The sequence below is a fragment of the Anoxybacillus dikiliensis genome, assembly GCF_050613275.1.
Lineage (GTDB): Bacteria > Bacillota > Bacilli > Bacillales > Anoxybacillaceae > Anoxybacillus.
This window is the reverse complement of record NZ_CP187112.1, coordinates 210,001-222,500: the sequence shown is the minus strand read 5'-3', so window position 1 is coordinate 222,500 and position 12,500 is coordinate 210,001. Positions and strand designations below refer to the sequence as shown.

General features: G+C 41.9%; 12 protein-coding genes, 1 tRNA gene, 2 rRNA genes and 1 riboswitch (2 of these 16 only partly in view). Of the genes, 4 read left to right on the top strand and 11 right to left on the bottom strand.

Annotated features, from left to right (window positions below; translation table 11 throughout):
- Nucleotides 1–1,313 carry the 5' portion of a glutamine-hydrolyzing GMP synthase gene (gene guaA, locus ACPF7I_RS01325; RefSeq protein WP_430746009.1) on the bottom strand. 208 nt of this gene lie to the left of the window's left edge, so the window shows 1,313 of its 1,521 coding nt (coding positions 1–1,313); the start codon lies at nucleotides 1,311–1,313; its stop codon lies beyond the left edge, outside the window.
- Nucleotides 1,314–1,408: 95 nt separating this feature from the next.
- A riboswitch (purine riboswitch) is annotated at nucleotides 1,409–1,510 on the bottom strand.
- Between the two features lie 127 nt (nucleotides 1,511–1,637).
- On the opposite strand from guaA, the gene ACPF7I_RS01320 reads away from it, so the two are divergent.
- Nucleotides 1,638–2,186, top strand: a complete 549-nt coding sequence (locus ACPF7I_RS01320; protein WP_430745290.1) for a DUF6944 family repetitive protein — start codon at nucleotides 1,638–1,640, stop codon at nucleotides 2,184–2,186.
- Between the two features lie 47 nt (nucleotides 2,187–2,233).
- Here ACPF7I_RS01320 and groL read toward each other — a convergent pair whose 3' ends face one another.
- Both groL and groES read right to left on the bottom strand, forming a co-directional pair.
- Nucleotides 2,234–3,850 carry a chaperonin GroEL gene (gene groL / locus ACPF7I_RS01315; protein WP_219986531.1) on the bottom strand — a complete coding sequence of 539 codons (1,617 nt, stop codon included), beginning with the start codon at nucleotides 3,848–3,850 and terminating at the stop codon, nucleotides 2,234–2,236.
- Between the two features lie 71 nt (nucleotides 3,851–3,921).
- A complete protein-coding gene (gene groES / locus ACPF7I_RS01310; protein WP_430745292.1) occupies nucleotides 3,922–4,206 on the bottom strand; it encodes a co-chaperone GroES in 285 nt (94 codons plus the stop codon).
- Between the two features lie 225 nt (nucleotides 4,207–4,431).
- Here groES and ACPF7I_RS01305 point away from each other — a divergent pair, with 225 nt between their 5' ends.
- Entirely contained in the window at nucleotides 4,432–5,169 is a 738-nt protein-coding gene (locus tag ACPF7I_RS01305) for a lysostaphin resistance A-like protein (RefSeq protein ID WP_430745293.1), read from the top strand.
- Nucleotides 5,166–5,339: a YdiK family protein gene (locus tag ACPF7I_RS01300; RefSeq protein WP_009362636.1), complete on the top strand. Its 174-nt coding sequence runs from the start codon at nucleotides 5,166–5,168 to the stop codon at nucleotides 5,337–5,339. The genes ACPF7I_RS01305 and ACPF7I_RS01300 overlap by 4 nt, the downstream gene beginning before the upstream one ends.
- A 9-nt stretch (nucleotides 5,340–5,348) precedes the next feature.
- On the opposite strand, the gene ACPF7I_RS01295 is transcribed toward ACPF7I_RS01300, so the two are convergent.
- The gene (locus ACPF7I_RS01295) at nucleotides 5,349–5,984 is read right to left on the bottom strand and encodes a redox-sensing transcriptional repressor Rex (RefSeq protein ID WP_009362635.1); all 636 of its coding nucleotides are present in this window, start codon (nucleotides 5,982–5,984) and stop codon (nucleotides 5,349–5,351) included.
- Nucleotides 5,985–6,211: 227 nt separating this feature from the next.
- Between ACPF7I_RS01295 and ACPF7I_RS01290 the strand changes: the two genes are divergently transcribed.
- Nucleotides 6,212–8,107 (top strand): ABC-F family ATP-binding cassette domain-containing protein, encoded by a 1,896-nt coding sequence (locus ACPF7I_RS01290; RefSeq protein WP_430746010.1) that lies wholly within the window; start codon nucleotides 6,212–6,214, stop codon nucleotides 8,105–8,107.
- A 314-nt stretch (nucleotides 8,108–8,421) separates the two neighbouring features.
- Here ACPF7I_RS01290 and tsaD read toward each other — a convergent pair whose 3' ends face one another.
- The 7 genes from tsaD to ACPF7I_RS01255 form a co-directional block, all read right to left on the bottom strand.
- The gene (gene tsaD, locus ACPF7I_RS01285) at nucleotides 8,422–9,435 is read right to left on the bottom strand and encodes a tRNA (adenosine(37)-N6)-threonylcarbamoyltransferase complex transferase subunit TsaD (protein WP_430745295.1); all 1,014 of its coding nucleotides are present in this window, start codon (nucleotides 9,433–9,435) and stop codon (nucleotides 8,422–8,424) included.
- Nucleotides 9,432–9,875 (bottom strand): ribosomal protein S18-alanine N-acetyltransferase, encoded by a 444-nt coding sequence (gene rimI / locus ACPF7I_RS01280; protein WP_430745297.1) that lies wholly within the window; start codon nucleotides 9,873–9,875, stop codon nucleotides 9,432–9,434. Before rimI ends, tsaD begins: the two co-directional genes overlap by 4 nt.
- Nucleotides 9,876–10,577 carry a tRNA (adenosine(37)-N6)-threonylcarbamoyltransferase complex dimerization subunit type 1 TsaB gene (gene tsaB / locus ACPF7I_RS01275; protein WP_430745298.1) on the bottom strand — a complete coding sequence of 234 codons (702 nt, stop codon included), beginning with the start codon at nucleotides 10,575–10,577 and terminating at the stop codon, nucleotides 9,876–9,878.
- Nucleotides 10,558–11,031 carry a tRNA (adenosine(37)-N6)-threonylcarbamoyltransferase complex ATPase subunit type 1 TsaE gene (tsaE, locus tag ACPF7I_RS01270; protein WP_430745299.1) on the bottom strand — a complete coding sequence of 158 codons (474 nt, stop codon included), beginning with the start codon at nucleotides 11,029–11,031 and terminating at the stop codon, nucleotides 10,558–10,560. The genes tsaB and tsaE overlap by 20 nt, the downstream gene beginning before the upstream one ends.
- 152 nt (nucleotides 11,032–11,183) lie before the next feature.
- Nucleotides 11,184–11,260, bottom strand: a tRNA-Met gene (locus ACPF7I_RS01265).
- A 139-nt stretch (nucleotides 11,261–11,399) separates the two neighbouring features.
- Nucleotides 11,400–11,516 (bottom strand): 5S ribosomal RNA (rrf, locus tag ACPF7I_RS01260).
- Nucleotides 11,517–11,637: 121 nt separating this feature from the next.
- Nucleotides 11,638–12,500 (bottom strand): 23S ribosomal RNA (locus ACPF7I_RS01255) (it continues 2,063 nt past the right edge of the window).

Genomic DNA, 12,500 nt, shown 5'->3' with positions numbered 1-12,500 from the left:
ACGCTACGAATGTCAGGGAGGACGGTGAAATATTGCCAAATATCACGATCAAGGCCTGCTTTTTTAATTTCCTCACGCAAAATGGCATCCGATTCACGAACAATATTTAACTTTTCTTCTGTCACTTCACCTAACACGCGAATACCAAGTCCTGGTCCCGGGAACGGCTGACGCCATACAATTTCATCTGGAATACCTAATTCTGTGCCAAGGGCACGCACTTCATCTTTAAACAGCGTATTTAGCGGCTCAATTAATTTAAATTTCATATCTTCAGGTAAGCCGCCGACATTATGATGTGATTTAATTGTTTGAGCTGTTGCAGTTCCGCTCTCAATAATATCCGTGTAAAGTGTACCTTGTACTAAAAACTCAATGCCATCCAATTTTGCTGCTTCATCGTCAAACACGTAAATAAACTCATTTCCGATAATTTTTCGTTTTTGCTCCGGATCACTTACACCTTTTAATTTATTTAAAAACCGCTCTTTTGCGTCTACTTTAATGACGTTCATATGGAAGCCTTCATGGAACGTCTTCATCACACTTTCCGCTTCCCCTTTACGAAGCAAACCGTGATCAACAAAAATACACGTCAACTGATCACCAATAGCACGATGAACGAGAACAGCTGCGACCGATGAATCAACACCGCCACTTAAAGCGCAAAGCACTTTTCTATCGCCGACGAGTTCGCGAATTTTACGAACTTCGTGATCGATAAAACTTCCCATCGTCCAGTCGCCTTTGCATTCACAAATTTCAAATACGAATCGCTTCAACAACTCATTACCATATACGGAATGACGTACTTCAGGATGAAACTGAACAGCATAAAACTTTCTCGTTTCATCGCTCATCGCGGCGATTGGGCAAGATGGGCTTGTCGCATCAACAGTAAACCCTTCCGGCGTTTTCGTCACTAAATCTCCATGACTCATCCAAACAATTTGCTCCGTCGGTAAATCACTAAACAATTGCGACGGACGCTGCACCGTAATCGTTGCCTTTCCGTATTCTCGATGCGTTGCTTTTTCTACTTTCCCTCCTAAATGGTGTGTCATCAGCTGCATACCATAACAAATACCTAAAATCGGAATGCCTAATTGAAAAAGCGCTGGATCGCACGTAAACGATTGTTCATCATACACGCTATTCGGTCCACCCGAAAAGACAATTCCTTTTACATTCATTTGTTGAATTTGCTCGGCCGTAATGGTATGTGGATGCAGCTCGCTGTACACACCAAACTCACGAATGCGGCGCGTAATCAACTGATTGTACTGACTACCGAAATCTAAAACGACGATCATTTCCTGCTGACTCAAACGAAATCACCCCATCTACACATAATAAAAAAAGCTAGCATTCATACCTCCTCATAAAAAAACGAAGGCAGAATTCTAGCAATATAGAACACTGCCTTCGTAGTCGGGTCATTTACGGTGTCCCGGTAGAGACTCTCGAACCATATTATCGAGGATATACGAAGGTGCGCATCTTAAATTTTAATCCATTCTACCAACTTCATTCCTCATCGGTCAAGATATCATCTTTTTTATTAAATTTTCTAACAATTAACCGAACAAAATGACTTGCATATGATATACGAGCAAGATGAACGTAGGAGAATGAGTATGGATCCTCAAATGAGAACTCTGTTTGGTTCATTTACCCAAGCTTTAGGCACGGTCACATCAGCTGTTGGAAGCATTCCTTCTTTAAGTGAGAAAAAACAGTTCGCTCTTGATTTGTGGGGAAACGTACTGCAAGCAACTGGAAGTGCCTTAGAAGCAGATGATAAAACATCCAATGTACTAGGTACATATGGAAATGGCATACAATCCATTGGGAATGTGACAGTTGTCGCTGCCCTATTAAGCAAAGAAGGAGAGCGTCTAGAGATTACAGGAAACTGGTTACAATCGTTAGGCGGACTCCTTTCATTCGCAGATGATTGGGGAAGTGAACAATCATCTCCATTAAACCCCGTTGGAAATGTACTTCAATCAATTGGCAACGCCCTACAAGCGATCGGCGGAATATATGAGGAGCGAGGAAATAAGGAAGAAGGGCAGTCGATCAGCATCGCAGGCGCATGGATTCAAGCGGTTGGTTCTATTCTTTGTTTTTTAGATAAATTTTTAACTACACAAGAAGGACTACCCCCTTTACAAAGGAAGTAGCCCTTACGTTTGAATGTATTTTTAATTGTGACTAGTTCTCTTTTATATTACATCATGCCGCCCATGTCAGGCATGCCAGGTGTGTTCTTGTTTTCTTCTGGTTTATCAGCAACAACCGCTTCTGTTGTTAAGAACATAGCCGCAACAGATGCTGCGTTTTGAAGCGCAGAACGAGTTACTTTTGTTGGGTCAACGATACCAGCTTCGATCATGTCAACCCACTCGCCAGTTGCTGCGTTGAAACCAACACCAGCTTTTTCTGTTTTTAAACGTTCAACGATGACAGAGCCTTCTAAACCAGCGTTTTGTGCGATTTGACGAACAGGCTCTTCGATCGCACGAAGAACGATTTTCACACCAGTTGCTTCGTCACCTTCTGCTTCGATTGCCGCAACTTTGCTGTATACGTTCATTAACGCTGTACCACCGCCGGCAACGATACCTTCTTCTACCGCCGCACGTGTCGCGTTCAATGCGTCTTCGATGCGAAGCTTACGCTCTTTCAATTCAGTTTCAGTTGCAGCACCGACTTTAATAACCGCAACACCACCAGCTAATTTTGCTAAGCGCTCTTGTAATTTTTCACGGTCAAATTCAGAAGTTGTTTCTTCTAGTTGAGCACGGATTTGGTTGATGCGTGCTTGAATGTCTTCTGCACGACCAGCGCCACCAACGATCGTTGTATGTTCTTTTGTCACAACGACTTTCGTTGCACGACCAAGTGAAGCAATTGTTGTTGATTTCAATTCACGACCTAATTCTTCTGTAATGACTTCACCGCCTGTTAAGATAGCGATATCTTGAAGCATCGCTTTACGACGGTCACCGAAGCCAGGCGCTTTTACTGCAACAGCTGTGAATGTGCCACGAAGTTTGTTTACGACTAATGTCGCAAGCGCTTCGCCTTCTACATCTTCAGCAATGATTAATAATGGTTTGCCTTGTTGAACAACTTGCTCTAATACAGGAAGAAGTTCTTGAATGCTTGAAACTTTTTTATCTGTAATTAAGATGTATGGATTGTCTAATACAGCTTCCATTTTGTCAGAGTCTGTAATCATGTATGGAGATACATAGCCACGGTCAAATTGCATACCTTCCACAACATCTAATTCTGTCGTGAAGCCTTTAGACTCTTCTAATGTAATCACACCGTCTTTACCGACGCGTTCCATTGCTTCTGCGATTAATTGACCAACTTCTTCGTCAGCCGCAGAAATTGCTGCAACTTGAGCAATGGAGTCTTTTCCTTCAATTGGTTTAGAAATCGCTTTTAATTCTTCTACCGCAACCGCAACAGCTTTTTCAATACCTTTGCGAATGCCCATTGGGTTCGCACCAGCTGTTACGTTTTTCAATCCTTCACGAATCATCGCTTGCGCTAATACAGTCGCTGTTGTTGTACCGTCACCAGCAACATCATTTGTTTTGCTTGCTACTTCCGCAACAAGCTTTGCACCCATATTTTCAAACGGATCTTCTAACTCGATTTCTTTTGCAATCGTTACACCGTCATTTGTAATTAATGGAGAACCGAACTTTTTCTCTAATACAACGTTACGACCTTTTGGACCTAATGTTACTTTTACTGCATCGGCTAATTTATCTACACCGCGTAACATCGCACGACGAGCTTCTTCGCTGAATTTAATTTCTTTTGCCATACATCTTACCCCCTTGATGATAATTTTTTGTTAAGTATTTTTGTATGCTTTATATGTTATCAGGCGAACGATTAACCAATCACAGCTAAAATGTCGCTTTCACGCAAGATTAAGTACTCTTTTCCATCATATTTTACTTCTGTGCCCGCATATTTTGAGAAGATGATGCGGTCACCAACGCTTACTTCTGGAGCTACGCGCTCACCATTATCAAGAATGCGACCTGAACCAACTGCCACAACTTTTCCTTCTTGTGGTTTTTCCTTCGCTGTGTCTGGTAAGACAATTCCGCTCGCTGTTTTTTCTTCAGTTTGAATTAATTCAATGACAATACGATCACCTAGTGGCTTCAACACGGCAAACGACCTCCTTAATTAGATTTTCGTTCCGTTATTAGCACTCATCATCATTGAGTGCTAACACACTTATTATATTAATGAACTTTTTTCAATTTTGCAAGTAGGAAGTTAAAAATTTTTCATTAAATAATTCCCTCTTTCATTATGCCTTTCCTTTCGAATTTCATACAAAAAATATGGTAAAATGAAAAAGTACTCATTTTGTCAAAAGGAGTTGAACACGTGAAAAAGCAATATTGGTATGTCATTATTACATACATCGCCATGCAGTTATCTAGTTTAATTGGCGTTCCTTTGCTTGCACATAGCGGGTTTGTTGACAAATCAAATAGAGAAATCGCCCTATCCATTGCCTCGGGTTATTGGGCTGTCATTAGCTTCTCGATCGCTTTTCTTTTCGTTCTTTATTTCATGAGAGAAGATATGAGATACTCATATGATCGCCGTCAAGCATCTATCGGAACGTCAATTTTTTGGGGAATTGGGGGATTTTTTCTTGCTCTTTTCGCTCAAGGCATCGCAGCAAATATTGAGATGCACGTATTTGGCGTCGAGATGGGGTCCGAAAATACGAAGCGCATCGTTGAAATGGTAAAGCTAACACCAGCGCTTATGCTCGTCACTTCGATCGTCGGACCGATTTTAGAAGAAATCATTTTTCGAAAAATTATTTTTGGAACGCTGTATCAAAAATATAACTTTTTCTTATCAGCGACTGTCAGTTCCCTTTTATTTGCTGTCGTTCATTTAGAGTTTGAACATTTGCTTCTTTATGCAACGATGGGATTCGTATTTGCTTTCTTATATGTCAAAACAAAGCGTATCCTCGTACCTATTGCAGCACATGTACTGATGAACACATTTGTCGTTGCCATTCAAACGTTATTTGCTGAAGAAATTGAAAAAATAATGAAGGAAGCAGAACAAATGCAATTCGTGATTTGGGGGCTGTTTTCATGAAGTCTGAGCCGTTATTTTACTTTTTGATGGGCATTTTATTCACTTATTTTGCTGTCGACAGCGCTGATGATGGCATTTGGGACGTCACAACGATGTTATTTATCCTTATTGCTACATTAGATTTTGGCACAGCTATTCGTTCTTTATTGAAAAAAACCTCCCGCTCATGAACGGGAGGTTTACTCATTTCCGTAATGTTTCAAAAAGTAAACAAGTGACTGCAATTCGACCGCTAAATCAATATGATGAACGCGAATGTGTTCAGGCACATGCAGGCGAGCAGGCGTAAAGTTTAAAATTCCTTTAATGCCTTTTTGGACAAGTCGATCGGTAATCGGTTGGGCAACTTGGGCTGGAACGGTTAAAATCGCTACCGTAATCCCACCTAGTTTTTCTTCCAATTCATCTAAATGATAAACGGGAACGCCCCCTACTTCCGTTCCGACTTTGTCTGGATCGACATCGAATGCCATCACGATTTTCGTATTATTATTTTTGCTGAAATTGTAGTTTAAAAATGCAGTCCCTAAATTTCCGACCCCAAATAACGCTACTTCTGTCGTTTCATCTTGATCCAACGTTTTTCTGAAAAACGACAGTAAATAATTCACATTATAACCGTATCCCTTTTTTCCAAGCGCACCAAAGTATGAAAAATCACGGCGAATCGTTGCTGAATCGACTTTTACGGCTTCACTTAACTCCGCTGAAGATACACGCTGCTTTCCTGATGCATGCAAGTTTTTCAAAAAACGATAATACAACGGTAGTCGCTTTGCGGTCGCCTGCGGAATTTTTGGTTGTTCATTATTCACGAGTCAATCCCCCACATTTCCTTTCACAAATAGTTAGCGCTTTCATTTTTCTCTCCTATACGTCTGAAAAGTTCTCCCCACTTTTAAACTATACACTATTTTTTTCATTCTGTCTTTCCTTTGTAACCTTTATTATTATTTTTGTCAAATTTGTTATTCGCACACTAGTGTTGCCGAACATCAAGAAAGTACGTTACACTATCAAAAGAAGATTGAGGTGAAAAATGATGATCATTTTACAAGTAAATCAACTATCCAAATCATACGGGGCAGAACAAGTTTTATCAGACATTAAGCTTGAAATACAAGAAAAAGACCGTATTGCGTTAGTTGGAAGAAATGGGGCGGGGAAATCTACACTATTAAAAATCATTGCCGGCCAATTGTCATATGACACCGGGGAAGTGATAAAACCGAAGCACGTAACAATTGGTTACTTAGACCAATATACCGGTTTGCACGCCCATCGCTCTATTTGGGAAGAAATGCTTGATGTGTTTGCCCCCCTTCAACAAATGGAAAAACAATTACGTGACCTAGAACAACAAATGAGCTTGCACGGTGCCGACTATGAGCGCTTACTTGAACATTATGACCGTTTACAAACGGAATTTAAAGAAAAAGGTGGCTATCAATATGAAGCCGATATTCGTTCTGTGCTTCATGGTCTGCGCTTTTCTCAGTATGACTACACAACAAAAGTATCCACGTTAAGCGGTGGACAGCGAACGCGGCTAGCGCTCGGCAAACTCCTTCTTGCTAAACCAGATTTGTTGATTTTAGACGAACCAACAAACCATTTAGATATGGAAACATTGCAATGGCTTGAACAATATTTAAAAAATTATGATGGAGCCATTCTCATCGTCTCACACGACCGCTATTTTCTTGATCAAATCGTGACACAAGTGTATGAACTATCACGCACGAAAATAAAAAAATACGTTGGAAACTATACGAGTTATTTACAACAACGGGCAGAACAATTTGAACAACAACTGAAACTGTATGAAAAACAACAAGAGGAAATTTCGAAATTAAAAGATTTTGTTCAACGAAATATTGCCCGTGCATCGACGACAAAGCGAGCACAAAGCAGAAGAAAACAATTAGAAAAAATGAATATCATTGAAAAACCGCTCGGTGATGAAAAATCGGCATCATTTCGCTTCGAAATTGAACGACCAAGCGGAAACGACGTGTTAACAGCTACCGATTTAGCCATTGGTTATGATCACATCATTGCAACAAACCTATCATTCCGTGTCACTCGTGGTGATAGCATCGCACTCATTGGACCAAATGGAATTGGAAAATCGACTCTTTTAAAAACGATTATCAAACAACTCCCTGCAAAACATGGCAAGCTCCGCTACGGAACAAATGTACAAATTGGCTATTATGATCAAGAACAAGCACAATTAACATCGAACAAACGTGTTATCGATGAACTATGGGATGAAGATCGATTAAAGACGGAAAAAGAAATTCGCACGATCCTCGGAAACTTTTTATTTTCTGGTGACGATGTATTGAAACCTGTACAAACATTAAGCGGTGGTGAAAAAGCTAGGCTCGCTCTCGCCAAACTGATGATGAAAAAAGCCAACGTATTAGTATTAGACGAACCGACAAACCATTTAGATTTAGACAGCAAAGAAGTGCTCGAACAAGCGCTTATTGAATACCCAGGAACCATTATATTCGTTTCTCACGACCGTTATTTTATTAACAAAATCGCAACAAAAATATACGAGTTATCCACAGATGGTCTTGTTGAATATTTAGGAGACTACGATTATTACGTGGCAAAAAAAGCGGAGCTGATTGAGCTCGGACAAATGAATCAAAAAGCTACAACAAACGAGCCCTTGTCACCAAAACGTTCGTATGAAGAAGAAAAAGAACGTAAAAAGCTAGAACGACAACGAAAACGAAAAATCGAACAATTAGAAATGGAAATGGAACAACTTGAACAACAAATTTCGGCGTACGAACAACAACTATATGATCCTTCTTGTTACAACGACTACGAAAAGGCTCGAGACACACAAGCGCACATTGACGCCCTAAAACAAAAATTTGATGAGTTATTCGAACAATGGGAACTTTTACAACAATAATGATGAGCTAGCTCCATTTGTGGACTAGCTCATCTTTTTGCACAAACATATCCACAGAAAAAACACCTAAATATAAGTTATTCACGCACTTTTCCACATTATCCACAATATTATAAAAAAATTTGTCTATTCCTTTGTGGTTAACTCGTTATGATAAAATAACATATAGTACATGTTTTCCACATTATCCACATATATGTGGATAACATAATCCACAAAATGTGACTAAGTTTTTCTTTGCATAATGTCAAGTTGCTTCGTACGTATATAGTTATAAAAAAGGAGTGCCCCATCACTTTTGGGACACCCTCTTGCTATAACAGTAAGCTTGGATTCGCATTTAACGCCATGGTAGCGCGCTTTCCTCGTTGAAATAATATTGTTCCAGCTGCTGCAATCATCGCTGCATTATCTGTGCAAAGCGATAATGGTGGAATAACGAGTTCAACTTCTGGAAGTCGCTTCATTTGTTCTCGCAATTGTGTGCGCAATCCTTCATTTGCAGCGACACCGCCAGCTAACAATATTTGTTTCACGTCGTAATGCGCAGCCGCTTGTATCGTTTTTCCTACTAATACTTCGACAACACTTGTCTGAAAACTTGCTGCCATATCTTCCGGTTGAATCGTCTCTCCACGCTGTTTTGCATTGTGCAACGTATTAATAACGGCTGACTTTAATCCACTAAAACTAAAGTCATACGAACCTTCTTCCAACCATGCACGAGGCAAATCAATGGTCGGTTTTCCTTGTTTCGCTAAACGATCAATGTGAGGCCCTCCAGGATAAGGTAGCTGTAACGCACGTGCAACTTTGTCATACGCTTCCCCAGCCGCATCGTCTCGCGTCTCACCAATGACTTCAAACACTCCATGCTCTTTCATATAAATGAGCTCCGTATGCCCTCCTGACACAACAAGAGCTAATAGCGGAAATTTCATGTCTTGTACAAGTTGATTCGCATAAATGTGCCCTGCGATATGATGCACGCCGACAAGCGGAATGCGATGCGCAAAAGCTAATGCTTTCGCAGCATTCACGCCAATCAATAGCGCTCCAACTAATCCCGGACCTTCTGTTACCGCAATCGCATCAATTTCGCTAACATTCATATTTGCCTGCTTCATCGTTTCTTCTAACACGAGCGTGATTTGCTCAACATGGTGACGCGATGCAATTTCAGGAACAACTCCGCCAAATCGTTGATGACTTTCCATTTGTGAGGCAACAACGTTAGCTACAATTTCACGTCCATTTTTCACAATGGCAGCTGCTGTTTCATCACAGCTTGTCTCAATTCCAAGCACAAATATATCTTTTTCACTCATAATTTCACCCACATTACTAATGCATCTTCTTGGTTATCTGAATAGTATCGCTTACGAATACCGCCATTTAAAAAGCCGAGCTTTCGATACAATGATTGTGCAACGATATTCGACACCCGCACTTCCAATGTCATCGTTTGAGCTCCTTCTTCTCTCGCTAACGCCATCGCCTGTTTCATTAGCGCTTCTCCTAGTTTTTTACCACGAAATTGTGGCAACACCGCAATGTTTGTAATATGCGCTTCATCCATCACTAACCACATGCCACAATAACCAATAATTTGTCCATCATACTCCATTACAATGTAACGAGCATACGGATTACTTGTCAATTCTTGATAAAAGGAAGAACGGCTCCATGGGAGCGTAAATGAAAGCTGTTCGATTTCCACAATGCGGTCGAGATCTTGAAGCGTCATAAAGCGAAAAGAAACATCCACTTAACATTCCGTCCTTTCTTGCTGACGAGCAAGCCAATTCGCTTCCGCCTCTGCTAAACGAATATAGTTTGGCACAAATGTATGGATGTCTTCCGGCTCGCGATTTATTCCTAACCACGCGAGCTCACTTGGGCGCGGATTGTGAAGTGTTGCTGGAGCTACTTGAACACGATCTAGTGTTTCAACAAATGTTGCTTCATGTAGCCAACTATCGTTTCCAACTAATAAAATCGGTTCATTATATGCTTTTAATTCATTTGCCCACTCTGTCGCTAAAATGACTTGATCAGCTACGATCGATTGCACATGATCTCCTTCCACTTTGTAAAGACCTGTATAAATTTGTCCTCGCCGAGCGTCCATTAACGGAACAACGAGACCTTGAAAATATTTTGCGCTTGCTGCCATCACTTCTAAACTTGATACGCCGACAAGCGGAATGCCCAATGTCCATGCGAGTGTTTTGGCAATCGTCACGCCAATGCGAACACCTGTATATGATCCAGGTCCTTTGGCAACAACAATCCGTTCAAGATCTTTTGGACTCATGTCACATTCTTGAAGTAGTTTCTCAATCGCAGGCATCACTCGTATCGAATGATTTTTTTTCAAATTCGTAATGATTTCCCCTTTAACAATTTGTCCATCAACAACAGCGATCCCCATAACAAATGTCGATGTATCAATAGCTAACACTTTCATCGTTAAAAATCTCCTTACATAACTGTTCATAACGTTGGCCGATCGGAGAGAAGCGAATGATCCTGCTTCCTCCATCCGCGTGGTTAATCGTAATATGTAAACGGTCAACTGGCAAATATGGTTCAATAATATGTGCCCATTCCACAACCGTTACACCATCGCCAAAAAAATATTCATCAAAACCTAAATCTTCTTCACTTTCTGCTAAACGATATACATCCATATGATACAAAGGGAGACGTCCTTCGTATTGTTTAATAATATTAAAAGTCGGGCTGCTGACATTGCGGTTAATTCCTAACCCTTTTGCTAGTCCTTTTGTAAACGTTGTTTTTCCTGCCCCTAAATCACCTTCTAACGTAATAACGTCTTGTGGCTGAACGTACCGAGCAAGTTTCATCGCTAATGCTAACGTATCTTCAGGATGATGTGATACATATTCATATGTTTTCATCGTTCATTCCCCTAATTAAATAAAATCAACATACAAAAAAGACCTTAGGATCGCTCTCCTAAGGAAATACTACACATATAAGTGTACACGAAAACAAAACATAAAGCAAAAAAGGCATAAAAAAACACGAAACTTATATCGTTTCGTTCCATTGGTTGCGGGGGCAGGATTTGAACCTGCGACCTTCGGGTTATGAGCCCGACGAGCTACCTGGCTGCTCCACCCCGCGATGATGAAAAAATGTATTCAATCAAGTAAAGTACATCGAGCAACTCGGGCGGTACACTGATGTAATTTCAAGGATGTGGATTCATTCGTGCTCCATCCCATAATCACATCAGACTAATTCTCTCGATAAATACAATAATGCCCGGCAACGTCCTACTCTCGCAGGCGGTGTCCCGCCAACTACCATCGGCGCTGGAGAGCTTAACTTCCGTGTTCGGGATGGGAACGGGTGTGACCTCTCCGCCATCGTCACCGAGCAAACATACTTTTTCATAGCACCATGTCAGGCGTGAAGGATTATTCCTTCAAAACTAGATAACAGGAGTTCAGACGTTTTCTTGACTACGTCAAGAACCGTTCTCCGCTTTTCTTGTGTGCTTAGTTAAGTCCTCGATCGATTAGTATCCGTCAGCTACACGTGTCGCCACGCTTCCACCTCGGACCTATCAACCTTGTCATCTTCAAGGGATCTTACTCGCTTGACGCGATGGGAAATCTCATCTTGAGGGGGGCTTCACGCTTAGATGCTTTCAGCGCTTATCCCTTCCGCACATAGCTACCCAGCTGTGCCCCTGGCGGGACAACTGGTACACCAGCGGTGCGTCCATCCCGGTCCTCTCGTACTAAGGACAGCTCCTCTCAAATTTCCTACGCCCGCGACGGATAGGGACCGAACTGTCTCACGACGTTCTGAACCCAGCTCGCGTACCGCTTTAATGGGCGAACAGCCCAACCCTTGGGACCGACTACAGCCCCAGGATGCGATGAGCCGACATCGAGGTGCCAAACCTCCCCGTCGATGTGGACTCTTGGGGGAGATAAGCCTGTTATCCCCGGGGTAGCTTTTATCCGTTGAGCGATGGCCCTTCCATTCGGAACCACCGGATCACTAAGCCCGACTTTCGTCCCTGCTCGACTTGTAGGTCTCGCAGTCAAGCTCCCTTCTGCCTTTACACTCTTCGAATGATTTCCAACCATTCTGAGGGAACCTTTGGGCGCCTCCGTTACGCTTTGGGAGGCGACCGCCCCAGTCAAACTGCCCACCTGACACTGTCTCCCACCCCGATCAGGGGTGCGGGTTAGAATCTCAGTACGACAAGGGTGGTATCCCAACGGCGACTCCACCTAGACTGGCGTCCAGGCTTCTCAGTCTCCCACCTATGCTGTACATGTCGCACCAACATTCAATATCAGGCTGCAGTAAAGCTCCACGGGGTCTTTCCGTCCTGTCGCGGGTAACC

Excerpts from the sequence above, each read along its gene's own strand:
- ACPF7I_RS01290 (WP_430746010.1), top strand. The coding sequence starts at position 6,212 with ATGATCATTTTACAAGTAAATCAACTATCCAAATCATACGGGGCAGAA.
- ACPF7I_RS01300 (WP_009362636.1), top strand. The coding sequence starts at position 5,166 with ATGAAGTCTGAGCCGTTATTTTACTTTTTGATGGGCATTTTATTCACT.
- tsaD (WP_430745295.1), bottom strand. The coding sequence starts at position 9,435 with ATGAGTGAAAAAGATATATTTGTGCTTGGAATTGAGACAAGCTGTGAT.
- tsaB (WP_430745298.1), bottom strand. The coding sequence starts at position 10,577 with ATGAAAGTGTTAGCTATTGATACATCGACATTTGTTATGGGGATCGCT.
- ACPF7I_RS01320 (WP_430745290.1), top strand. The coding sequence starts at position 1,638 with ATGGATCCTCAAATGAGAACTCTGTTTGGTTCATTTACCCAAGCTTTA.
- tsaE (WP_430745299.1), bottom strand. The coding sequence starts at position 11,031 with ATGAAAACATATGAATATGTATCACATCATCCTGAAGATACGTTAGCA.
- groL (WP_219986531.1), bottom strand. The coding sequence starts at position 3,850 with ATGGCAAAAGAAATTAAATTCAGCGAAGAAGCTCGTCGTGCGATGTTA.